The sequence below is a fragment of the Bradyrhizobium elkanii USDA 76 genome (genome assembly GCF_023278185.1).
GTDB classification, from domain to species: Bacteria; Pseudomonadota; Alphaproteobacteria; order Rhizobiales; family Xanthobacteraceae; genus Bradyrhizobium; species Bradyrhizobium elkanii.
In genome coordinates this window covers 2,492,686-2,514,832 of record NZ_CP066356.1, presented here as the reverse complement: position 1 = coordinate 2,514,832, position 22,147 = coordinate 2,492,686, and the positions used below count along the sequence as shown (strand labels likewise).

19 protein-coding genes are annotated in these 22,147 nt (G+C 65.1%); 11 read left to right on the top strand and 8 right to left on the bottom strand.

The features are described 5' to 3' along the window. Positions 1–408: 408 nt before the first annotated feature. Entirely contained in the window at positions 409–1,440 is a 1,032-nt protein-coding gene (locus JEY66_RS12045) for a MerR family transcriptional regulator (protein WP_018273275.1), read from the top strand. A gap of 87 nt (positions 1,441–1,527) precedes the next feature. Then, positions 1,528–2,523 carry a LysR family transcriptional regulator gene (locus JEY66_RS12040; RefSeq protein ID WP_018273276.1) on the top strand — a complete coding sequence of 332 codons (996 nt, stop codon included), beginning with the start codon at positions 1,528–1,530 and terminating at the stop codon, positions 2,521–2,523. A 386-nt stretch (positions 2,524–2,909) separates the two neighbouring features. Here JEY66_RS12040 and nhaA read toward each other — a convergent pair whose 3' ends face one another. Further along, complete coding sequence (gene nhaA, locus JEY66_RS12035) at positions 2,910–4,250, bottom strand: Na+/H+ antiporter NhaA (protein WP_016843693.1); 1,341 nt, start codon at positions 4,248–4,250, stop codon at positions 2,910–2,912. Between the two features lie 243 nt (positions 4,251–4,493). Beyond that, complete coding sequence (locus JEY66_RS12030) at positions 4,494–4,706, bottom strand: hypothetical protein (RefSeq protein ID WP_016843694.1); 213 nt, start codon at positions 4,704–4,706, stop codon at positions 4,494–4,496. 401 nt (positions 4,707–5,107) lie between these two features. Here JEY66_RS12030 and JEY66_RS12025 point away from each other — a divergent pair, with 401 nt between their 5' ends. Beyond that, positions 5,108–6,256 carry an ABC transporter substrate-binding protein gene (locus tag JEY66_RS12025; RefSeq protein WP_016843695.1) on the top strand — a complete coding sequence of 383 codons (1,149 nt, stop codon included), beginning with the start codon at positions 5,108–5,110 and terminating at the stop codon, positions 6,254–6,256. A gap of 25 nt (positions 6,257–6,281) precedes the next feature. Here JEY66_RS12025 and JEY66_RS12020 read toward each other — a convergent pair whose 3' ends face one another. Together JEY66_RS12020 and JEY66_RS12015 are read right to left on the bottom strand one after the other, a co-directional pair. Then, a complete protein-coding gene (locus JEY66_RS12020) occupies positions 6,282–7,403 on the bottom strand; it encodes a M48 family metallopeptidase (RefSeq protein ID WP_018273277.1) in 1,122 nt (373 codons plus the stop codon). 4 nt (positions 7,404–7,407) lie between these two features. Beyond that, entirely contained in the window at positions 7,408–8,547 is a 1,140-nt protein-coding gene (locus JEY66_RS12015) for a DUF898 family protein (RefSeq protein WP_018273278.1), read from the bottom strand. Positions 8,548–8,814: 267 nt separating this feature from the next. Here JEY66_RS12015 and JEY66_RS12010 point away from each other — a divergent pair, with 267 nt between their 5' ends. The 4 genes from JEY66_RS12010 to JEY66_RS11995 all read left to right on the top strand — a co-directional run bounded on the left by JEY66_RS12010 (position 8,815) and on the right by JEY66_RS11995 (position 14,100). Beyond that, positions 8,815–9,189, top strand: coding sequence for a hypothetical protein (locus JEY66_RS12010; protein ID WP_016843697.1), 375 nt, complete (start codon positions 8,815–8,817; stop codon positions 9,187–9,189). 243 nt (positions 9,190–9,432) lie between these two features. After that, positions 9,433–10,704: a cytochrome P450 gene (locus JEY66_RS12005; protein ID WP_016843698.1), complete on the top strand. Its 1,272-nt coding sequence runs from the start codon at positions 9,433–9,435 to the stop codon at positions 10,702–10,704. Between the two features lie 177 nt (positions 10,705–10,881). Further along, positions 10,882–12,156, top strand: a complete 1,275-nt coding sequence (locus JEY66_RS12000) for a cytochrome P450 (protein ID WP_018273279.1) — start codon at positions 10,882–10,884, stop codon at positions 12,154–12,156. Between the two features lie 102 nt (positions 12,157–12,258). Beyond that, entirely contained in the window at positions 12,259–14,100 is a 1,842-nt protein-coding gene (locus JEY66_RS11995) for a class I SAM-dependent methyltransferase (RefSeq protein WP_240536883.1), read from the top strand. A 173-nt stretch (positions 14,101–14,273) separates the two neighbouring features. On the opposite strand, the gene JEY66_RS11990 is transcribed toward JEY66_RS11995, so the two are convergent. Next, positions 14,274–14,783: a MarR family winged helix-turn-helix transcriptional regulator gene (locus JEY66_RS11990; RefSeq protein ID WP_016848591.1), complete on the bottom strand. Its 510-nt coding sequence runs from the start codon at positions 14,781–14,783 to the stop codon at positions 14,274–14,276. A gap of 107 nt (positions 14,784–14,890) precedes the next feature. Between JEY66_RS11990 and JEY66_RS11985 the strand changes: the two genes are divergently transcribed. Continuing rightward, positions 14,891–15,790: an alpha/beta fold hydrolase gene (locus JEY66_RS11985; protein WP_016848590.1), complete on the top strand. Its 900-nt coding sequence runs from the start codon at positions 14,891–14,893 to the stop codon at positions 15,788–15,790. A 67-nt stretch (positions 15,791–15,857) separates the two neighbouring features. Next, the gene (locus tag JEY66_RS11980) at positions 15,858–16,661 is read left to right on the top strand and encodes an isocitrate lyase/PEP mutase family protein (protein WP_016848589.1); all 804 of its coding nucleotides are present in this window, start codon (positions 15,858–15,860) and stop codon (positions 16,659–16,661) included. An 83-nt stretch (positions 16,662–16,744) separates the two neighbouring features. On the opposite strand, the gene JEY66_RS11975 is transcribed toward JEY66_RS11980, so the two are convergent. Both JEY66_RS11975 and JEY66_RS11970 read right to left on the bottom strand, forming a co-directional pair. After that, positions 16,745–17,698: an ABC transporter substrate-binding protein gene (locus tag JEY66_RS11975; protein WP_016848588.1), complete on the bottom strand. Its 954-nt coding sequence runs from the start codon at positions 17,696–17,698 to the stop codon at positions 16,745–16,747. A gap of 179 nt (positions 17,699–17,877) precedes the next feature. Further along, positions 17,878–19,596: a cache domain-containing protein gene (locus JEY66_RS11970; protein ID WP_016848587.1), complete on the bottom strand. Its 1,719-nt coding sequence runs from the start codon at positions 19,594–19,596 to the stop codon at positions 17,878–17,880. A 367-nt stretch (positions 19,597–19,963) separates the two neighbouring features. Between JEY66_RS11970 and JEY66_RS11965 the strand changes: the two genes are divergently transcribed. Together JEY66_RS11965 and JEY66_RS11960 are read left to right on the top strand one after the other, a co-directional pair. After that, positions 19,964–20,524 carry a thiamine pyrophosphate-binding protein gene (locus JEY66_RS11965; protein ID WP_016848586.1) on the top strand — a complete coding sequence of 187 codons (561 nt, stop codon included), beginning with the start codon at positions 19,964–19,966 and terminating at the stop codon, positions 20,522–20,524. Beyond that, on the top strand, positions 20,524–21,117 hold the full coding sequence (locus tag JEY66_RS11960) for a thiamine pyrophosphate-dependent enzyme (protein WP_018273281.1): 594 nt from the start codon (positions 20,524–20,526) through the stop codon (positions 21,115–21,117). The genes JEY66_RS11965 and JEY66_RS11960 overlap by 1 nt, the downstream gene beginning before the upstream one ends. 13 nt (positions 21,118–21,130) lie before the next feature. On the opposite strand, the gene JEY66_RS11955 is transcribed toward JEY66_RS11960, so the two are convergent. Then, entirely contained in the window at positions 21,131–22,054 is a 924-nt protein-coding gene (locus JEY66_RS11955; RefSeq protein WP_018273282.1) for a LysR substrate-binding domain-containing protein, read from the bottom strand. Positions 22,055–22,147: the final 93 nt, after the last annotated feature.

The following is a 22,147-nucleotide window of genomic DNA, read 5'->3' as shown; positions in this document are numbered from 1 at the left end:
CCGAATGCGTCTCGACGACGAGCGAACAAGTTGCGAGAGCGACGCACCCATCGATCATCGCGCCCGGGGCTCACCCCTCTCCCCACCCTCCCCCGCAAGGGGGGAGGGCTATCGCATATGGGAGGAAATGGATTTGTCCGCACCGTCATGGCCGGGCTTGTCCCGGCCATCCACGTCGTTCTTCACCTGGAAACAAAGACGTGGATGCCCGGGACAAGCCCGGGCATGACGAGTTTGTGGAGCGACCGAGCTCATATGCGATAGCCCTGCCGCAAGGGGGGAGGGAGCCTGACCGGCGTGCTCACCTCACTGCTCACACCCAGGATACGGGATCACCACCCGCCCCGCTTGACCTTGCCCCTGCGGCCGCCTCCATAGAGGCGCGGTCAGACGATGCGAGGTGATTCGATGAATGCTGCTGCCGCCCGTTTCTTCAGCCCGTCCGAAGCTGCAAGGCAGCTCGGCATCTCGGCGAAAGCGCTGCGCCTGTACGAGGAGCGCGGCCTGATTGCACCCGGCCGCACGCCGGCGGGATGGCGCGCCTATGGTCCGGCCGAGATGGCGCGCGGCGCCGAGATCGTCGAGCTGCGCGCGCTCGGCCTTGGCGTCGGTGAAGTGGCGCGGATCCTGAACGGCGATGCCGTCGTCCTCGGCCGCGTGCTGGCCGGGCACGAGGCCGCGCTCGAAGCGCGCATCCGCCAATGCGGCGACAGCATCGCCAAACTGCGCCGGCTGCGCGCCGACCTCGGCGGCGGCAGGATGCCCGCGACCGGTGACATCATCGGTGCGGTCCGGACGCGGCCGGCGATCGGCGTCGCGTTCGATCTGCCGTGGCCGTGGGGCGGCGAGCGCTTCGAGCTGCGCGACATCAAACGGCTGAACTACATCGTCGGCCCGCTCGGCAGCGGCAAGACGCGCCTTGCGCAACGGCTCGCCGAAGTCCTGCCCGGCGCCAGCTTCGTCGGGCTCGACCGCGCGGCCGATGGAGGCGCGGCCGTGCGGGCGCGCCTCGATGCCGATCCGGCGCACAAGTCCAGGGTCGCGGCCAACCTTGCCACCCTGCTGGCTGACGGCGCCGCGGACTCGCCGGCGCTGACCGCCCTGCTCGCGGCGCTCGAGGCCGGCGACGACGCGATCCTCGTGATCGACATGCTCGAGCAAGGGCTCGACGCGGCGAGCCAGGAAGCGATCATCGCGCATCTGCGCCGCCGCGGACCCGAGGCCCGGCCGCTGTTCTTCCTGACCCGCTCCAACGCGATCCTGGATCTCGACGCGGTCGGCGACGATGAAGCGATCATCCTGTGCCCCGCCAATCACAGCCGGCCGATCTGCGTGACGCCCGTGCCCGGCGCGGCGGGCTATGAAGCGGTCGCGACCTGCCTCGCTTCGCCCGAGGTCCGCGCGCGCACCGAAGGCACGATCGCGTGGCGGCCGTCCTGACTTCTCGCATTGGTTGTACTATAATCGCATGACAATGCACGACGCAGGTCGGATGCGCGCCGGAAAAGTGTGCTATAAGCACGCGCGATGATCGAGCTTCCCCGTACCCAGGCCTTGCGTTGCTTCATCACGGTTGCCCGTGAGGGCACGGTATCGCGCGCAGCGGCGATGCTGAAACTGACCCAGCCCGCGGTCAGCCTGCAGCTGAAGGCACTCGAGGAAAGCACCGGGCTGCAGCTGTTCAACCGCACCCCTGCCGGCTTCACCCTGACCGAGGCCGGCGCCGCGCTGCTGCCGCTGGCGCACCGGGCGGTGGCGGCGGCCTCCGACTTCAAGGCGATGGCGGACTCGCTGAACGAGGCGCAGCGCGGCACGCTGCGCGTCGGCACCATCCTCGACCCCGAATTCACCCGGCTCGGACCGTTCGTACGCAGCCTTGCGATGTCCTCGCAGCGCACCGAGGTCTTCCTGCGGCATGGCGTGAGCGACGACGTGCTGGCGCAGATCGGCCGCGGCGAACTCGACGTCGGCTATTATGTCGACGCCACGCCTCAGGACCAGCTCGCCCATCACAGCTTCACCGAACGGACCATCGCCGACGGCCGCTACCAGCTCGCCCCGCTGCTTTGCTACGACTACCGGGTGATCGCACCGATCGCCTGGCGCGACCGGGTGATGGGCAAGGGCTGGGCCGAGCTCGCCGAGCTGCCCTGGCTCGCGACACCGCCGCACTCCGGCCACCGGCGGCTGCTCGATGACATCTTCCGCCCGCTCGGCGCATTGCCGAAGCGGATCGGCTACACCGACCAGGAAGAGGCGATGATCGACTTCGTCGAATCCGGCCTCTGCCTCAGCCTGGCACGCGACAACGTGCTGGCGCCGCGGATGGCGCGGCCGCATCAGTTCGTGGTCGCCGACAAGGTGAAGCTGACCTGCGATCTCTCCTTCGCCAGCCTCGCCGCCCGCCGCCAGGAGCCGGTGATCGCCCACGCCTTCGCAAGCGTGCGCGCGGTATGGAATATCAAGCCGGCGATCGCCGGCGCCGGTCCGACGCGGACACGGAAGGTCGCAAAGAACGTTTAAACCGCGCACGGACCTGCCAGGCTGGCACCGCAGGATGCTGCCTCTGGAAGACTGCGCCGGTCGAAGACGACGCACGTCGGCGGCGCCGCGATTCAGCTACGAGCCAATTGCGGACAAACCAATGGTGGCTGGCCCCATCAGAACTCCCCGCTTCTTGTCGAAACAAGCCGTACTGAGGCAGGACCTGCCATATTGGCGCCGATATATTCTTGTGCAGCCGAAATGAGAGTTTGCACCGCGGATTGATCGTACGCAGGATGCTGCGGATTCAGGTGCAAGTCAGTTTCGACGATCATCACCTGAATCGTCCCGGAGGGTAGAACTTCAATGGCGAATGATACGAAGGATACGTGCGGCGGAGCTTTGAAAGGCATTTGGGGCCGCTCTCACTGACGTCGAGCGTAGGCGACACCCCAGCCAAGACCGAGTACGCCGGCGACAAGCGAGGCGAAGAGTACGCCCAGTTTCGCGGCCCGCAATGCTCCCTCATCGGAGAAGGCGAGCATCGCGATGAAGATTGACATGGTAAAGCCGATGCCGGCCAGCAGGCCGACCAGACAAACTCCGCCCCACGAAACGCCAGGAGCAAGGCGACACCAGCCCAGCCGCACGGCGACCCATGTCGCGCCGACGATTCCGAGCGGTTTCCCGGCGATCAGGGCAAGCGCGGTGCCCAGCATGACCAGGAGGCCCCCAGCGGAGAGGTCCGCGCCGTTCAGGCCGACGCCGGCATTCGCCAGCGCGAAAGTCGGCATCACGCCGTAGGCCACCCACGGATGCATCGCCATCTGAACCCGCGACACCGGCGGCAATATTTCGCGATGCGCGACGCGAAGCTCGCGCAGCGGCCGCTCCAGTCGGTGCGAGTCTCCTGCACTCACCGCATCACTGCTCCGCAACTGCTTGAGCACGCGCGACACCACGTCCAGCGGCTGTTCCCGCATGGGTAGCGGACGCGCCGGAGTGATCAGCCCGAGCACGACACCTGCGAGTGTTGGATGGACCCCGGCCATCATGAACCCGATCCAAACCAGGGCACCCGGCAGGAAGTAGGGAAGAGCAGAACCGATTCCGATTCGCTGAAACCCGAAGACAGCGAGAGCGCCAAGCAACGCGACGGCGAAGCCGCCGAACTGAAGGCTGGGCGTGTAGAACACGGCAATGATCAGCACCGCGATGATGTCGTCGATGATCGCCAGAGCAAGCAGGAAGACTCTCACGTTGACCGGGATCGATCGTCCAAGCAGCGCGAGCACCCCGACCGCAAAGGCGATGTCCGTCGCGGTTGGCACAGCCCAGCCCTGTGCATGGGCCGGATCGCTGTTGATGCCGAGATAGATCAGCGCGGGGACGATGACGCCACCGGTCGCCGCGATCAAAGGCAGAATCGCCTGGTCGAATTTGCTCAGTGCTCCCTCATGAATCTCGCGCCGTATCTCCATGCCCACAACGAGGAAGAAGGCTGTCATCAGCACGTCGTTGACCCAGAAATGCAGCGACCGTGAAAAGACGTAATCCCCGACCCCGATTGAGAGCGGCAGGTTCCAGAAGGCGTGATAGTCATGGGCGAACGGGGAGTTGGCCAGGATCAGCGCAGCCGCGGCGGCGGCAAGAAGCGTGGCGCCGCTGACGGCCTCGACATGCAGGAAGCGTTGAAGGGTGTTGAGGGCCTGTTCAGCCAGCCTCTGGGCTCGCGGCAGGTCGTCAAATGAGGGGTGATCGTTCACGGGGCGCACGCTCTCCGCGTGGCGGCCCGACCATCGCTTGACCTGTCGCCGCGCAATGCGGCAAGCACCCGAGCAGCGTTATACATCGCGTCCGCGACAATTCAACCGTGCAGGAATGAGCCAACGCGAATATTTGCCCTCGGCCAAGGTGACATCCGTTCCGCACTGCCGCGATGTCGGCTCGGGGCCATTATGCCGCCCTGGACGTTGGGACATGCGTTGAACATGGAGCGGAGCGAGGACCTAGGCCGCGACGACCAGCGGTCTCGTCATCGCCGCCATCGTGGGCACCTGCGATGGCGCCTCGCAATCCTGCAGAGCGAGCTCGTCGACCAGCGCGCGCAGCCTTGGCGGCAGATCGGCGTAATCGCCGCGCAGGGCAAGGCGCAGCCGCTCGCCGATCTCTTCGCAGATGGCGCGCGCGTGCTCGGACGCAATCGGATGAGGCTCAATCATGGACGTGGACCGCTGGCGATGGCCGCGCGCCGCCCCACTGCACTTCCGCAACCACGGATCCCGCATGTGCACATGCGATCAAGACGAGGATCCGAACAATGCTGAACATGGTTCGTACTCCCTTTTCCGGTTCTTCAATAACAGGAGGTCGTTGCCGCCCGATTAGGGAAACTGGTTCTCACGGCCTTTAAGGGATTGGTAAACGCGAGGTTCACGACCGGCGGAGCCCGATCAGGTGCTCCGGACGGCGTCGGCCTCGCCATCTCCGTTCGTCGTTCCGGCACCTCTATGTCCCCAATCAGGGGGACAGACGGATCGGGCGGAATCGATATGATGCGCGACGGGACGGCGGTCGGCTGTCATCGGCCGCAGATAAAAAGAACCTGCTGGGAGGATTTGCAATGAAGCTGGCCATGGCCGGACTGTTGACATTTGCGAGCGCGATCCTGATTGCGCCGGACGCGCGTGCCGACATCAAGGTCGGCGTCGTGGTGTCCGGATCCGGACCGGGCTCGGCGCTCGGCCAGCCGCAGATGCGCACCATCGCCGCGCTGCCGAAGGAGATCGGCGGCGAGAAGGTCACCTATATCGCGCTCGACGACGAGTCCGACCCGACCAAGGGCACGCAGAATGCCCGGCGCCTCGTGATCCAGGACGGCGTCGACATCCTGATCGGCTCCTCGCTCACCCCGGTGACCATGCCGATGCTCGACGTCGCCGTGGAGAGCAAGACGCCGATCATCTCGCTCGCGGCGGCGACCGCGATCGTGCAGCCGATGGACGACCGCCGCCGCTGGGCGTTCAAGGTGGTGCCCAATGACGACCTGATGGCGGCGGCGATCCTGAAATACATCGCCAAGTCCGGCATCAAGACGCTCGGCTATATCGGCGTCTCCGACGGCTATGGCGAAGGCTATTACAAGGAGGTGTCGCGGCTCGCCCCTCAGCTCGGCCTCACCGTGACGACGCATGAGGTCTATGCGCGCGCCGACACCAGCGCGATGGGCCAGGCGCTGAAGGTGATCGCGACCAATCCGGAAGCGGTGTTCATCGCTTCCGCCGGCACGCCCGCCGTATTGCCGCAGGAGGCGCTGCGCAGCCGCGGCTATGCCGGCAAGATCTTCCAGACCCATGGCGTGGCGTCGGAGGAGTTCATCAAGCTCGGCGGCGCCAATGTTGAGGGCGCGATCTTCACCGGCGAAGCCTTCACCATCGCCGACGATCTGCCGGCGAACGATCCGTTCCGCCAGGTGCGCGACGAGTTCGTGTCGTCCTACGAGAAGGCCAACGGCGCGAGCCCGAACATCTTCGGCGCGCATCTGTGGGACGCCGTCACGCTGTTCAAGCGGGCGGCGGCGAATGCGCTGAAGACCGCAAAGCCCGGCACGGCGGAATTCCGCGCCGCGCTGCGCGACGAGCTCGAACGTGGCAAGGACGTCTACCTCAACAACGGCCTCTCGACGATGAGCCCGACCGATCACAACGGCTATGACGAGCGCTCGGCGTTCCTGATCAAGGTCGAGGGCGGCAAGTTCCGGCTGGTGAAGTAGCGAGGGACCGTCGGCGGCTGCGCCGTCACACCTTGCCGGCGCCGCTGCAGATGCCCTTCAGCGCCTGCCATTCGGCGGACGACAGCAGCGGCGGACCGCCGGCCGGGCGGGCGGCATCGGCCTTGTCCATGCGCGCGAGGCGGTCCTCGGTCAAGGGATGGCTGGAGACCAGCGAGAGCCCCGTGCCGCCCTCCTTGCCGGTGACGCGGAACATCAGTTCGCCCATCGGCTTGGCCGGACGGCCGAGCTTGTGCATGGTCTCGATCGCGAAGCTGTCGGCATTGGTCTCGGCGTCGCGCGAAAAGGACGACGTCACCAGCGAGCGCGAGGCGAAGATCAGCGCGCCGGAGCCGGTGACATCGCCGAACAACAGCCCGATCAGGAACGAGGTGCCGCCGTTGTGGATCAGTTCGCGCATGCTGTCGCGGTGGCGGAGATGGCCGAGCTCATGCGCCAGGACGCCGGCGATCTCGTCGGGGTTCTCGGCTTTCTCGAGCAGCCCGTCGAACAGATAGACCTTGCCGCCGGGCAGCGCGAAGGCGTTCGGCACCGACGTCGCCAGCACGCCCGACTGCACCGACGTATCGAAGCCCGCGGACTGCCGCAACTTGCCGACCAGCTTCGCGAACGCCGCCTGGCCGGCCGGGTTACTGCAGGGCTTGCCGTCGAACAGCACCTTGACCTGCGCCTCCGCGACATCGCCGATGCGGCGCTCGAACGAGTCGGGCACCAGCGGCGTCAGGCGCTCGGCGGCGAGCGGCACGCCGAACAGCACCACCAGCACGATCGACACCGCGGCCGCGAGCGACCAGCCGACGATCGCGGCGACGCCCCTGCGGTTCGGCAGCCCTTCCTCGAGCGTGTCGCAGCGCGCAATGAGCGCGGCGATCAACCCGGTGTCGCGGATGTCGAGCCGCGCCAGAGGCGGCGCGGTCAGGCAGCTCAGCCGCAACAGGCCGGACGGGCTGTCGGCGCGGCGGATGTCGTGAAACGCCCAGCGCGCGAGCAGCGCGCCGTCCTCCCTGATCTCCAGCGCATCGGACAGTCTAAGCGCGACGATGCGCCGCCGATTCGATGCACCGTCGAAGAAGACGGCGCCCGGTGCCGGCGTCGCCGCGGAGCCTGACTCGCTGGAATCGGATTCCATGTGGCTAGAAACCCCCGACGTCGAGGCCGTCGGCAAAGCCTTCGCCGAGCGCGTTGGCGAGCTCGCCGCGCGCGGTGACGTTGGCGGCCGCGCCGATGTTGTGCACGATGGTCGAGGACAGCACCCGGACCCAGAGATCGCGCATCAGATAGACGCGCAACACCACGTTCAGCGCCAGCGCGAAGGCGAGATAGCCGATGCCGAGCAGCACGATCAGCGGAATGCTCTTGGCGAACGCCTCGGTCCTGAAGAAATCCGCGATCGAGGAGCCGTCCATGCTGGCGACCAGCAAGGTGCAGAGCGCGAGATAGGCCGCGAACACCAGGCCGAGCAGCACGACCCAGCCGATCACCTTCCAGTACAGGCCGATCAGCGCGCCGCGGCGGAGGGTGGATTCCAGCCTCACTTCGCCGAAGCGGATGCCCGACAGCCACCAGCGCCACTCGACCGCCTTGAACGCGGCATAGGCGAACGGGGCGAAGATCGTGCTGTAGAGCGCGAACGGCATCAGGACCCAGAGCCACCAGCCCCGCTTAAAGAACTCCCAGCCGCGGCCCTCGAACGAGCCTTGCAGGTCGCCGTAATAGGAGTGCCGCATCTTGTAGCGTTCGAGCGCCGCCTCGCGCCACGGCAGCGCGAGGCCGAGCGTGATCACGACCAGCACGCCCCAGAGCGAGGCCTTGAGCGCATAGACCCAGCCCGAGCCGCTCATCCAGAAGCGGACGCCGCGCCACACCGTGCGGGTCAGCCGGTAACGCCGCGCCCGATAGATCGCGAACTGGCCGAACAAATAGAAGAAGGCGACCAGCGGCAGCGAGGCGAATGCCTTAAGATGCTCCGCCTCGATGCCGATCAGGAAATAGCCGAGATAGATCGGCACCAGGATCGCGAGCGCGACCAGGAAGCCGATCAGGAGCTCCTTGCCGCGGCCGGTATATTCCGGCGCGTCGCCATCGATCTGGCTGTTCGACCAAAGATGACGGCGGATGTCGGTGGTGAGCCAGAACCGGTAGAAGCCGACCGTGACCAGCTCGAGCCCGGCGCCGCGCGCGACGAGGCGAAAGAACTCCTTCCGGTTCCCTGAGAACGCCACCGGCATCGGCGGCGGGGCCGGCTGCGGCGGCCCCAGCGGGGTCCAGCTCATGTCGTTCACGGGATAGCTCCTGGACGGGACAATCTCTGGGTATCAAAAGCACAGATTTGTCGTCGCGAGTGTGATCCAGGTTTCACACAAGGTCGAGATCGCGGGGCGATTTTTGGCGGGGTGCGGTTGGCTTTGCCTTAACGGGATTGCCGGAAACCGCGCAGGCCTCGATCGACCGCCGGCGTCGAACCCCGGGGCGGCAATGACATACTTAACGATCAGGCGATCAAGGCGAAGACGCCACCGCAAAGCGAGGAAACCGCAGCGATGAACAGATGGATCCTGTCGGCATGTCTTCTGGCTCTCACGGCCGCTCCGGCTGCTGCCGTCGACGTGCGGCTGGATTCCTATCGCAATCCAAAGAATGAGAACTTCCGCGTCTTCAATCATATGTACCTCGACGGCGTCAGGGGCGGCCTGATGGCTTCCAATGCCTGGCTGAAACGGCATGGCGGCCAATTGTTGTTCTGCATGCCCGACGACCTTGCACTGAGCAGCGAGCAGACCGAAGAGATCATGCTGAAGTCGGCCGACAAGCGGTCGGCGAAAGGTGAGACGGTGATCGCTCTCCTGCTGCTGTGGGGCATGCAGGACACCTATCCCTGCGAAAAACCGGCCGGCGAGAAAACCGGCAGTCAATAGACCGCGCCAGCACCGTTCGCACGCCGCCGCCCGACCAAATCAAACGCCGTTTCAAACGAGGCGTAGTCGCGGCCGCAGCCCCTTCGCCACCGGAAAGGCCCGGATTCGGCCGCTTTGGCCTGACATCAATGCGGCCAAATGCGCGTCGAGAGCCCTTGCGCAAATCGCCGAATGGGAATGTAATTCGGTAAAACATGCCGCGCCGGCCATGCCCCGGCAGCTCAAACGGTTGAGGAGCCGCTCATGCACGGGACCATCGATCTCGTCGACAACACGAATCTGGACGCCGCACGCGAACGCGCCAATTCGCTTGCGCTTTCGGACTACGATCCCGGCAATCCCGAGCTGTTCAAGACCGATACCTTCTGGCCGTATTTCGACCGGCTGCGTCGCGAGGATCCGGTGCACTACTGCAAGGACTCGATGTTCGGTCCGTACTGGTCGATCACCCGCTACAACGACATCATGGACATCGAGACCAACCACTCGGTGTTCTCCTCGGCCGCCTCGCTCGGCGGCATCACCATCCGCGACGTGCCGCCGGATCTGCGCCGCGAAAGCTTCATCGCGATGGACCAGCCGCGCCATTCCGCGCAGCGCAAGACCGTGGCGCCGATGTTCACGCCGACGCACCTCGACGAGCTCGCCACCAACATCCGCAAGCGCTCGACCGAGTGCCTCGACAATCTGCCGCGCGGCGAGGTGTTCGACTGGGTCGACAAGGTCTCGATCGAGCTGACGACCCAGATGCTCGCGGTGCTGTTCGACTTCCCCTGGGAAGACCGCCGCAAGCTGACGCGCTGGTCCGACGTCGCGACCACCCTGCCCGGCGCCGGCGGCCTCGTCGCCACCGAGGACGAGCGGCAGGCCGAGCTGATGGAATGCGCGGGCTATTTCGCACGGCTGTGGAAGGAGCGCGCGAACCAGCCGCCGAAGAGCGATCTGCTCTCGATGATGGCGCACAGCGATGCCACGCGGAACATGGACCCGAAGAACTTCCTCGGCAATCTGATCCTGCTGATCGTCGGTGGCAACGACACCACGCGCAACACGCTGTCCGGCAGCATCTATGCGCTGAGCAAGCATCCGGAGCAGTACCGCAAGCTGCGGGAGAACCCGGCGCTGATCGACAGCTTCGTGCCCGAGGTGATCCGCTGGCAGACGCCGCTCGCCCATATGCGGCGCACCGCGCTCGCCGACTACGAGTTCCGCGGCCGCCAGATCAAGAAGGGCGACAAGGTGGTGATGTGGTACGTCTCGGGCAACCGCGACGAGGAAGCGATCGAGAAGCCCTACGAGTTCCTGATCGACCGCGCCCGGCCGCGCACCCATATCTCGTTCGGCTTCGGCATCCACCGCTGCGTCGGCCTGCGGCTTGCCGAGCTGCAGCTCAAGATCATCTGGGAGGAGATCCTCCAGCGCTTCGACACCATCGAGGTGGTGGACGAGCCGCAGCGGGTGTATTCCAGCTTCATCAAGGGCTACGAGACGCTTCCAGTGCGCATCGCCGCCTGACGCATGGAAGGTTTACCCCCTCTCCCGCTTGCGGGGGAGGGTTGGGGTGGGGGTGTCGCCGCAAGTGACACTCTTCGTGTGGAGAAAGCCCCCACCCGCATCGCATCTTCGATGCGATGCGACCTCCCCCGCAAGCGGGAGAGGTGGAAGTCAGAACATTCACTGGAGCTAGCTGAGATGAACGTCCAGACCGCCATCCGTGCCGACCGGGCCGAGCTGCTGCGCCAGGCCCGCGAGGAAGCGTATTCGACACCGCTTAGGGATTTTCATCCTGGCGCGCCAAAACTGTTCCAGAACGACACGCTGTGGCCGTGGTTCGAGCGGCTGCGCAAGGAAGAGCCGGTGCACTACTGCACCAATGCGCCGATCGAACCCTATTGGTCTGTCGTGAAGTACAACGACATCATGCATGTCGACACCAGCCACGGCATCTTTTCCTCGGACTCCACGCTCGGCGGCATCTCGATCCGCGACGTGCCGCCCGGCTACGACTATCCGAGCTTCATTGCGATGGACCAGCCGAGGCACGCCCATCAGCGCAAGACCGTGTCGCCGATGTTCACGCCCACGCATCTCGACGAGCTGGCAAAGCTGATCCGGCAGCGTTCGGCCGGCGTGCTCGACAATCTGCCGCGCAACGAGACCTTCAATTTCGTCGAGCGCGTCTCGATCGAATTGACCACCCAGATGCTGGCGACGCTGTTCGACTTTCCCTGGGAGGAGCGGCGCAAGCTGACGCGCTGGTCCGACGTCTCCACCGCGCTGCCGAAGAGCGGCATCGTCGACTCGCCGGAGCAGCGCCGGCAGGAGATGGACGAGTGCTACGCCTATTTCTCCAAGCTCTGGAACGAGCGCGTCAACTCGGCGCCGCGCAACGACTTGCTGTCGATGATGGCGCATAGCGACGCCACCCGGCACATGGACCCCGACAATCTGATGGGCAACATCATCCTGCTGATCGTCGGCGGCAACGACACCACGCGCAACACCATGAGCGGCTCGGTGCTGGCGCTGCACGAGCACCCCGATCAGTTCAGGAAGCTGAAGGACAATCCGACGCTGATCGACACCATGGTGCCGGAGGTGATCCGCTGGCAGACGCCGCTGGCGCATATGCGGCGCACCGCGCTTCAGGACACCGAGATCGGCGGCAAGACGATCAGGAAGGGCGACCGCGTCGTGATGTGGTACGTTTCCGGCAACCGCGACGACGAGGTGATCGACCGCCCGAACGAGTTCATCATCGACCGCCCCCGGCCGCGCATCCACCTGTCGTTCGGCTTCGGCATCCACCGCTGCGTCGGCATGCGGCTCGCCGAGCTGCAGCTTCGGATCGTTTGGGAAGAGATGCTGAAGCGCTTCGACCGCATCGAGGTGGTCGGCGAGCCGAAGCGGGTCTATTCCAGCTTCGTCCGCGGCATCGAGAACCTGCCGGTGCGGATCCCGGGCTGAAGCCTAGATTGTCCTTGGCCACAAGCGCGATCGGCCCTATGTCTTTGCCGGGCGTAGGGGGTCGATGCACCGCGTCTTGCAGTTTGGGCCAGTTGACGGAACATGAACCGAAAAGAGCGGCGGGCGGCTGGTAAGCGACGGGACGAGTCCGCCAAGAACGCACCAGCCTTCGCCTCTGCAGGCGTCAGCATTGCTGATCTCGCCGTGGAGGCCAGCCGCTTCTACGGGATGCGCCGCTTCAACGAGGCGCAGCAGATCTGCCGGCAGATTCTCGCGCGCGAACCTGGCCATGTGCAGGGCCTGAATCTCCTCGGCCTGATGGCGCAGGCATCCGGCGATCACCGGGCTGCTGCGAAGATGTTCACGAAAGCGATTGCTGCGGACGACGTCAACGCCGCCTGCCACTACAATGCCGGCAATTCGTACCAGGCGCTGGGCAATCGCGCCAAGGCGGCCGCGCATTTCAGCAAGGCGCTGGCGCTCGGCATGGATGCGAAGGCGGTCGGCTTCATCCTGCAAAGTCCTGTCGTCACCAGCTATGCAGGGCGGATTGCAAGCAAGTGGCCGCTGCCGGTGACAAGCTCCGAATTGTTCGGCAGCGAGGGCGTCGCTCCGCTCGCGAACGACCTGTTCCTGCGCTCGGCGATGGAAGCGACGACGCTGGCAAGCATGCAGCTCGAGGTGCTGCTCGGATATGCGCGGGCCGAGCTGCTGCAGCTCGCGGGCGAGCAGGGTCAGGATGAAGTCGACGACGAGATCGTAGCCTTTGCCTGCGCGCTCGCACGGCAATGTTTCATCAACGAATATGTCTATGCGCAGACCGCGGCGGAAAGCGAAGGTGCCGGCGCGCTGCGCGACCGGTTGCTGCAGGACCTGACATCAGGCGCCGCGATCTCGCCGCTCACGCTGGCCGTGGTGGCCGCCTATTTCCCGCTTCATGCCCTGCCCGCGGCGGACGCGCTGCTGCGCCGGGATTGGCCCGCGACGGTCGCTGGCCTGTTGCGGGTGCAGCTTCGCGAGCCGCGCGTGGAGATGGAGGAGCGCAGCGCTATTGCAGGGCTCACACCGATCAAGAACAGCGTGTCGGTCGACGTGATGCGCCAATACGAGGAAAATCCCTATCCGCGCTGGACCGTCAACCCATTGACGGCCTTCGCGGCCGATCGGGCGCGGGGACGAACCGTCGCGACCGCGGACCAGCAAGCCGAGCGGGATATCCTGATCGCCGGCTGCGGCACCGGCTCGCACGCGATCCAGATCGCGCAGGTCTATCCCAATGCCCGCTTGCTCGCCGTCGACATCAGCATGACCAGCCTCGCCTATGCGCGCCGCAAGACCCGGGAGCTCGGCTTGCGCAACATCGACTATGCGCAGGCGGACATCCTGGAATTGGGCTCGATCGGGAGGACCTTCGACAGCATCGAGTCGGTCGGCGTGCTGCATCATCTTGCCGAACCCCTGGCCGGCTGGCGCGTGCTGGTCTCGCTGCTGCGGCCGGGCGGCACGATGCGCATCGGGCTCTACAGCCATCTGGCGCGCCGCGTCATCGTCGAGGCCCGCGATCGCATCGCGGCGCGCAATTATCGCGCCACCACTGAGGACATCAGGCGTTGCCGGCAGGACATCTTACGCGAAGCCGACAAATGGAAACCGCTGATCGGCGCCAAGGATTTCTACAGCATGAGCGGCTGCCGCGATCTGCTGTTCAACGTCATGGAACACCGGCTGACGATTCCGGAGATTGCGGCATTCCTCAGCGAACACGGCCTGACGTTTGGGGGCTTCGAGCCGTTTGACGATCCGGCGGTGCTCGACCGATTCCGCAAACAGTTTCCGGGCACGGCGGACGAGACCGATCTGGATCAGTGGCACCGCTTCGAGCTCGATCATCCAGAGACGTTCTGGGACATGTACGTGTTCATGGTGGGCAAGAGCGCGCGCTGAGAGCCAAGGCCCGGCCTATAGAGCGCGGCCAACAAGATAAGGCACTTTTGGCTAGCTCGTCATGCCCGGCCTCGTGCCGGGCATCCACGTCTTTGCTTCGGCCACGCAATAAAGACGTGGATGGCCGGGACGAGCCCGGCCATGACGGAGAGCTGAGCCAACACGGCAAAACGCTAGCGCGCGTGCTGGCCCTTGCTGGTCGGCAACGGGCAGTTGGTGCAGACCCGGTCGTCGCACATCCGGCAGATCGTGAAACGATCCATCTCGGAGGTGTCCTGCCTTGCCAGCAATTCGTGGATCAGCGTCGCAAGCTGCTTCCTCTCGGCGGCCGACAGCACGTCGAGCAGCGACGTCACGGCGGAAATCCGCGACGCCAACAATTCGTTCCGGGACGCGGCGCCTGACGCCGTCAGGTGCAGGGCGACCTCGCGGCCGTCCTTGCCCGCCCGGCGTTCGACAAGCCGATCCGAAACCAGCCGATCCACCAGCCGAACCGTTCCGGAATGCGATAGGCCGAGGATTCGCCTCAGCTTGTCGTTGGTCATGCCCTGGCCATAGCCGATGACGATCAGCGCCGCGGGCGTTTCGCCGCCGCGGCCGACCACCTCGCGCGCGCCTTGCTCGATCCGATCCATGACAGCGAGCGACAGCGCGCCCAGCAGATTGGCGATTCCGTTTTCCATGCGCCGAATAATATGTGCGCTGCGCACAAAAAACAACTTGACCAGATATGTGCGCTGCGCACATATTTAACCGGGAGAGCAACGACGACAAAAAATGGAGAGCAGCGATGACGATCCGAAGCGCCGCACTGGCAACGCCTGACGCATCCGGCAGCGAACCCGCCCTGAAATACGTGCAGGCCAACGGCGTGCGGTTTGCCTATCTCGAACAGGGCAGCGGGCCGCTTGTCATGTTCATGCACGGCTTTCCCGACAACGCCTGGTCGTACCGAAAGCAGCTGCAGGTGTTCGCAGATGCCGGATATCGCGCGGTCGCGCCGTTCCTGCGCGGCTATGCGCCGACCGAGATTCCGGCCGACGGCATCTTCGATCCGATCGCGCTGGGCCAGGATCTCGAAGCGCTGATCGCGGCGCTGAGCGACGACGGACGGGCCTGCGTCGTCGGTATGGATTGGGGCGGCACCTCGACCTTCCAGGCGCTGGCCACGGCACCTTCGGCGATCAAGGCCGCGGTGGTGATGAACACCGCACACCCGATCACGATCCCGAGCCTCAGGAGCGATCCCGATGCCGTTCGATCGGTCTTCCATGTCTATTTCTTCACGGTGCCTGGCGCTCACTCGGCGGTCAACATCGAGGGGCTTCCCTTCGTCGACTACCTTTGGAAGTTGTGGTCGCCAACCCTGCAGAACGACGAGCATCTCCGCTCGGTCAAGCAGACGCTCAGCTCTCCCGGCACCATGAAGGCGGCGCTGAAGTACTACAATGGCCTGATCGATGCGGGCGTTGCGGGCCGGCTGCCGATCAACGACATGCACACACCGACAATGACGATCTATGGCGGCAACGATCCGACGGCGCGGTATTCGATCAAGGAAGAGCCGCTCTTCAAGGGGCCACATCGGCGCATCGTCCTGCCCGATGTCGGGCACTTCCCGCATCTCGAGCGTGAGGCCGAGGTCACAGGTCTGATCATGGACTGGTTCACAACGCACGCCGCCGGCTGAACGGCCGCGCCGCAAGCAGCGGCTACGTCAGTCAATCTATCAATTTTTCTGAGAGGGAGTGCGCGCAATGGACGCCACGACACAGCAGCAATATGCCGAAGCCTTTCACACTCTGCACAGAACGGGCGATCCGCTCGTCCTGTTCAACGCCTGGGACGTCGCCACCGCCAAGGCCATCGCAAAGAGTTCGCGAGCGATCGCGACCAGCAGCGGCGCGGTCGCGGCCGCGCTCGGCTACGCCGACGGCGAAAATGCCCCGCTCGAGATGGTCGAAGGCCTGGTCTCGCGGATGACCGCGTCGGTCTCGATTCCGGTATCGATCGATCTGGAGGCGGGATATGGCGACACTCCGGACGCCGCCGCGCATTCGGCGGCGAGGATCCTGAAGGCCGGCGCGATCGGCATCAATATCGAGGACGGACTCGTTGGCGGAAAGCGGCAGCTCGCCACTCCCGAGCAGCATGCCGCGAAGATCAGGGCGGTGCGGGACGCCGCGCAACAACTCGGGATTGATCTTTTCATCAATGCGCGAACCGATCCGTTTCTGCTGAAGTTCGGCTCACCCGAGCAATGCCTGACCGAGGCGGCAAGGCGTGCGAAGGTCTATGCCGAGGCCGGCGCTGACGGAATTTTTGTGCCGGGGCTGACCGACCTCGCGCTGATCGAGAGGTTCGTTCAACTGACGCCGCTGCCGGTCAACATCATGGTGACGCAAGGCGTGCCCGAAATCGGAGAGCTCGCCCGTGCCGGTGTTCGCAGGGTGAGTCTTGGTCCGTGGCCGATGATGGCGGCAATGCGCGTCATCGGACAGGCGGCAGCCGCGGTCGCCGCCAGCAAGCAATACGGCCCGTTTCTGCAGCCCAACGGTTGAGCCCGTGAGGGCACGCGATGCCACCGTCCGGCCGGACCATTCAGTCCGTGCCGGCCGGACTACCGGGTTCATGAACGGATGCCTCACTCGATCACTTCGTCTGCGCCGCTGACGACTGACGCAGAGAACTCGTGGCCGAGCAGTTTGGCGGTCTTCAGGTTGATGACGAACTCGACCTTGGTGACCAGCTGGACCGGAAGATCGGCGGGCTTCTCACCCTTCAGAACCCGGCCGGCGTAGACGCCCGCGCGTCGATGCGACTGCACGAAATCTCCGCCATAGCTCATCAAGCCTCCGGCCGTCGGAAAATCCCGGGTCTGCGTGATTGCGGGCACACGATACTTCAGCGCGAGATCGGCCAAGCGCCGGCTGCGGAATGCAAAATAGGGATCGGAGGTGAAAACGAGCGCGTTTGCCGACTCTCTCGCTACCGAAGAGAATACGGCTTCGAACTCGTCCTCCTTGCTTGCCCTCAATATCTGCAGATGGACCCCCAAGGTTTCGGCAGCGGCCTGAAGCCTCTGCAGTTGCGAGCTGGCGGTTGGACTTGTCGGGTTGGTCACGACCCCCAACGTCGTCGCCGCCGGCAGGAGTTCGTGCATCAACTCGAGCCGCTTCGGCGACACGTCGACGCTCAGGCTCGAGATTCCCGTGATGTTGCCTCCCGGCCGCGACAGGCTGTCCACCACACCCAGCTGAACGGGGTCGCCGCCCATCTCGAAGACGATTGTCTTGGTGACGCCGGCAGCTTTGGCGGCAAGCGCGACGGGCGCGCCGCCGGGCGCCACCACCACATCGACGTTACGCGCGATCAATTCGCCGGCCAGCGCAGGCAACTGGGCATATTGCCCATTGGCCCATCGATACTCGATCGCAACATCGCGGCCCTCGACAAAGCCGGCCTCACGAAGTCCCTGATGGAAAGCCTTCAGCCGGCTGCCAAACAACTCCGGCGATTCCGGACAAAGATAGCCGATCACAGGCATCGACGGCTTCTGCGCGTGCGAGGATGTGGTCCAAGCCGCGGCGGCGGCCATCCACAACAGGACCTCGCGCCGGCCGGCGCGTCCGTGCGATGTTGCTGCACCAGAGTGAGCGCAACTCATGCTCTACCGATCCGCTGGCGTTCGCCGTCGGCGCAAGTATATCCCACGATCCGAAACCAGTCGCCAATGGACTGCACCGAACCGCTCCGGTCGGCATCGGCCAACGCACATCAAAACGATATTCCGAACACCGGAATGGCGTCATCGAAGCCCTTGATTTGTCGACTCCCGATATCCTCCACGGCGCGCTTGCCTCTGACGCTTGCGGCGGTCCCTGCGTCCATCAGGATCTCCCGATCTGCGGCAGATGCGCACAGGCGGGCGGCGAGATTCACGACACTGCCGATGGCCGTGTAATCGAGCCGGTCGTCGTAGCCGATCCGCCCAACCGTCGCCGATCCGCTGGCAAGCCCTATTCCAAAGCCAACCTGGTAGCCCCGCGACCGCCAGCCGCCGATCAAGCCTTGCACGTGCTTCTGCATTTCGGTCGCAAGGTCGACGGCTCTCAGCGCCGGCTCCTCGACCGGCACGGGTGCGTTCACCAGCACCATCAGCCCGTCTCCCGAAAAGCTGATGAGCGTTGCTTCGAACCGCGCAATGACCCTGCCCAGAACCTCATAATATTCGGACAGCACGCTCATGACTTCCTCGGGAGTGACGCCCGCGGAAAACGCGGTGAACCCGCGCAAGTCACAGAACACGACGACCACGTCGGTGCGGCGGCCATCCAGCACGCTGTCATCGCCGGCACGATCGACGAGATCGGCGACTTGAGGCGCAAGAAACCGCTTGAGCTTCGCGATCCGCTCCTGGTGCTGCTGCGCCAGCGCGAGTTCGCCGGCCATCCTGTTGAAGCTGTTTGCCAGGCGCTGAAATTCGTCCCCGGTCTGGATCGCAATGCGGTGCTCGAATGATCCGGCACCGATCCGCTCCGTCCCCTCCTCGAGCAGCCTGATCGGCTCGGTCATCCGGTGCGCGAATGCATAGGCGAGCAGCCCTGCAAATACGGTGCTGCCCGCGAGAAGCACTGTCGTCCGTCGCAACGCGGCATAGATCGGGGCGTAAGCCTCTGAGAGCGGCTGTGCCACCACCACGGTCCAATCGGGCCCCGCCACAGGAGCCGCGCTGGCAGCAACCCGACGTCCCTGTCCGTCCCGGCCGGTTGCAACGCTCGCTCCCGGGCCGATTGCGTCGCGTATGGCGCGAAACGGCTGGGAGGTTGTTTCTTCCAGCCCGCGGAGCACAAGGCTGATGTCGGGATGGGCAATGAGACGGCCCGGCCGGTCCAGCACGAAGGCGAAGCCGGTCTCTCCCACCTTAATCGCCGATACGACATCCCAGATCAGCTTGAGATTGACTTCGGCGACGACTGCGCCGACCGCGGATCGGTTACCCACGAGCGCAATTGTCAAATACGGTTCCGAGCCTCTGTTGTAGCTGACATCGCTGAACCAAACTTGGCGCGCGTGGGCGCCGACCAGCGCAGGTTCAGCCGATCGGTCGATACGACTTTCAATTCGATTGAGACCGACCCGTGAGACGTAGAGACGCTCCAACCCATTGTTGTCGATGAGTGTCAGGCTGACCACGGCTGGCGCTTGACGAAACAGACGCAACGCATCGGTTCGGCGTCCCTCATCGGCCTCGTCGGTCCAGGGAAGCTGGACCAGCCAGCCAAGCTGGCTTGCGATGTCGGAGATGAAGTTATGAATTTCGGCGGCCGCGGACGTCGCCTGAACACCAAGCAACTGGTCCAGCCTCGCGCGCTGATCGCGGTAACCGAACCAGGCCTCGATCGACCCGTTGATCACGAGCGGAAGCGCGACGGCCAGGAACAGTGCGAGAAAATACTTTGGGAAGAGGCCGCGAAACCGATCTCGGACAATCATGCCCTGATCCCTGAAAATGCGACGGATATATCGATATGCGAAATGAAGCCTTGAAAATGAAGCCCCGGCGCTGCCGCCAACCGGCATCTTCCAGCATAGAGCGTCGTTTTAGGCCGTAATGGGGCTGTTGTTCGACCCGGCCAAAGGACGCAGTCGGCTCCGGCCGCCATTTCGCCTGCGTTGGCCCCGCAAACCTTGGCCCTATAAAATTCCGGCATAGCTGGGCGAGCCAGATGCGAAGAGAACTAAGCCCCCGCCTGCCCTAAGCCTATCGGTGTGAGGACACGCCAATGCGCGTCCCTTGTATTGACGCGTTTTTCTTCGCGAGCCGGTACCCGGTTCGTTCGAAAACGCTACCGCCGAGGCCATGATGGACCAGATTGCCGTTCACCAGGACAGCGCGACCAGCCGGGACTGGCCGGTTGCGATCTACCGCACGCTGAAGAGCTTTGGCGTGGCGCAGGTGTCCTACGTTCCCGATGCGGGACATTCCAAGCTGATCAAGCTGTCGCACGCCGATGCCGACATCAAGACCACGGTGCTGACGACCGAGGAAGAAGGCGTGGCGATGGCGGCCGGCGCCTGGCTCGGCGGCGACCGCGCGGTGCTGTTGATGCAATCGAGCGGCGTCGGCAATTGCGTCAACATGCTATCGCTGATGGCGAGCTGCCGCTTCCCGCTGCTGACGCTGGTGACGATGCGCGGCGAATGGGCCGAGTTCAATCCCTGGCAGATCCCGATGGGCCGGGCGACGCCGCAGGCGTTCGAGATCATGGGCACCACCGTGCTGCGGCTGGAGAACCCCGACGATGCCGAGGAGGTGGTCTCGGCGGCCGCCTCGCTCGCCTATGACGGCGACCAGCAGGTCGCGGTCTTGATCTCGCAGCGGATGATCGGTCGCAAGAAGTGGACCAAGGAGACGCATTGATGTCAGCATCGACAGGGACTCTCGATCGCCGCGCCGCCGTGAAGGCGCTGCTTGCCGACCGCGGCGAGCTGCTCGTGATCTCCGGGCTCGGCTCCTCCTCTTACGATTTGTTCGACGCCGGCGAGCATCCCGGCAATTTCTATCTGTGGGGCGCGATGGGCGGCGCGGCGATGGTTGGGCTCGGCCTCGCGCTGGCGCAGCCGAAGCGCCCGGTGCTGGTGATCACCGGCGACGGCGAGCAGCTGATGGGGATCGGCAGCCTGCTGACCATCGCGACCAAGCAGCCCGGCAATCTCTCGATCGCGGTGCTCGACAACGGCCATTTCGGCGAGACCGGCATGCAGCCGAGTCACTCCGGCCTCGGCGCCAGGCTCGAGGTGATCGCTGATGGCGCGGGCATCGGCAACGTCTCCGAGATCGCCGACATGGCCGGCATCGAGAGCTTCCGCAACAGCCTGCGCGATCTCGGCGGCGGCCCGCGGCTGGCGCGCATCCGCATCGCCGCCGGCGAGGTCGAGCGCGCGCTGCCGCCGCGCGACGGCACCTATTTGAAGAACCGCTTCCGCGGCCATCTCGGCTTCAAGGTCAGCTGATGCGAAGCCGCGCTCAGGCGAGTTGGATATCCCAGAGCCCCTCGGCGCGCAGCGCGGCGACCTCGTCGCGCAACAGCTTCGCGATCAGCGTCATCGCGTTGGAGCCGGGATGCTCGACCGGCGAGGCCAGAGTCAGCTCGCGCCGCGGCGCCGGCCGCCCGATGGCGGCGGTCTCCAGCCGGCCCTCCGCCACCTCGGCGCGGACCGAGGACGGCGGCAGCAAGGTATATCCGAGTCCCTCCTCGACCAGGCTGGTCAGCACCCGAAACGAATCCGCCTCGAGCTTGACGTCGAGATCGATCTTCTTCTTGGCCGCGGCATGTTCGAGCAGCGCACGGAGGCCGTGCGAGTGACTTGGCAGCACCAGGCGCTGGCGCATCAGCCAGCCGAAGTCGACCTGCTTCTTCGGCTTCAGCCCGCTGCCGCGCGGGCCGACCGCGACGATGCTGTCGCGGCCGAGGCTCTGCACCGCCAGATGCAGATCGACCGATGGCCCGTAGATCACGGCAAGGTCCATCTCGCCGCGATGCAGCCACTCGATCAGATGGCCGCTGTAGCTCTCGACGATGCAGAGCGAGATGCCGGGATAGCGCTCCACCGTGCGCCGCGCCAGCCGCGCCGACAGCACGCAGCTCACCGTCGGCACCAGCCCGAGCACGACGCGCCCGGACGGCGCGCCCCCGGCGGACTGGATGTCGTCGCGGATCTGGTCGATCTGCCGCACGATACCGCTGGTGCGCGCCAGCAGCAGCCGGCCGGCGTCGGTCAGCACCATGCCGCGGCCGTTGCGCGTGAACAATTCGGTGCGCAGCTCGTGTTCCAGCAGCTTGATCTGCCGGCTCAGCGCCGGCTGCGCGACCCGCAAGGTATCGGATGCCTTGCTCAGGCTCCCGAGTTCCGCGACGCACGCAAAGGTCCTAAGCTGGCGGAAATCCATACTTGCCAATCCTGGAAGGCAGGTTCATACGCTATAACAAAACAGCATAGGGAGTTTACCGGGGCCCCACAACAGCGGGCGTTTCGTCCGCGG

What these genes read in the sequence shown, in the direction of transcription:
- JEY66_RS12045 (WP_018273275.1), top strand. Translation starts at nt 409, where the DNA reads ATGAATGCTGCTGCCGCCCGTTTCTTCAGCCCGTCCGAAGCTGCAAGG.
- JEY66_RS12040 (WP_018273276.1), top strand. Translation starts at nt 1,528, where the DNA reads ATGATCGAGCTTCCCCGTACCCAGGCCTTGCGTTGCTTCATCACGGTT.
- JEY66_RS12030 (WP_016843694.1), bottom strand. Translation starts at nt 4,706, where the DNA reads ATGATTGAGCCTCATCCGATTGCGTCCGAGCACGCGCGCGCCATCTGC.
- JEY66_RS12025 (WP_016843695.1), top strand. Translation starts at nt 5,108, where the DNA reads ATGAAGCTGGCCATGGCCGGACTGTTGACATTTGCGAGCGCGATCCTG.
- JEY66_RS12020 (WP_018273277.1), bottom strand. Translation starts at nt 7,403, where the DNA reads ATGGAATCCGATTCCAGCGAGTCAGGCTCCGCGGCGACGCCGGCACCG.
- JEY66_RS12015 (WP_018273278.1), bottom strand. Translation starts at nt 8,547, where the DNA reads ATGAGCTGGACCCCGCTGGGGCCGCCGCAGCCGGCCCCGCCGCCGATG.
- JEY66_RS12010 (WP_016843697.1), top strand. Translation starts at nt 8,815, where the DNA reads ATGAACAGATGGATCCTGTCGGCATGTCTTCTGGCTCTCACGGCCGCT.
- JEY66_RS12005 (WP_016843698.1), top strand. Translation starts at nt 9,433, where the DNA reads ATGCACGGGACCATCGATCTCGTCGACAACACGAATCTGGACGCCGCA.
- JEY66_RS12000 (WP_018273279.1), top strand. Translation starts at nt 10,882, where the DNA reads ATGAACGTCCAGACCGCCATCCGTGCCGACCGGGCCGAGCTGCTGCGC.
- JEY66_RS11995 (WP_240536883.1), top strand. Translation starts at nt 12,259, where the DNA reads ATGAACCGAAAAGAGCGGCGGGCGGCTGGTAAGCGACGGGACGAGTCC.
- JEY66_RS11990 (WP_016848591.1), bottom strand. Translation starts at nt 14,783, where the DNA reads ATGGAAAACGGAATCGCCAATCTGCTGGGCGCGCTGTCGCTCGCTGTC.
- JEY66_RS11985 (WP_016848590.1), top strand. Translation starts at nt 14,891, where the DNA reads ATGACGATCCGAAGCGCCGCACTGGCAACGCCTGACGCATCCGGCAGC.
- JEY66_RS11980 (WP_016848589.1), top strand. Translation starts at nt 15,858, where the DNA reads ATGGACGCCACGACACAGCAGCAATATGCCGAAGCCTTTCACACTCTG.
- JEY66_RS11975 (WP_016848588.1), bottom strand. Translation starts at nt 17,698, where the DNA reads ATGGCCGCCGCCGCGGCTTGGACCACATCCTCGCACGCGCAGAAGCCG.
- JEY66_RS11970 (WP_016848587.1), bottom strand. Translation starts at nt 19,596, where the DNA reads ATGATTGTCCGAGATCGGTTTCGCGGCCTCTTCCCAAAGTATTTTCTC.
- JEY66_RS11965 (WP_016848586.1), top strand. Translation starts at nt 19,964, where the DNA reads ATGATGGACCAGATTGCCGTTCACCAGGACAGCGCGACCAGCCGGGAC.
- JEY66_RS11960 (WP_018273281.1), top strand. Translation starts at nt 20,524, where the DNA reads ATGTCAGCATCGACAGGGACTCTCGATCGCCGCGCCGCCGTGAAGGCG.
- JEY66_RS11955 (WP_018273282.1), bottom strand. Translation starts at nt 22,054, where the DNA reads ATGGATTTCCGCCAGCTTAGGACCTTTGCGTGCGTCGCGGAACTCGGG.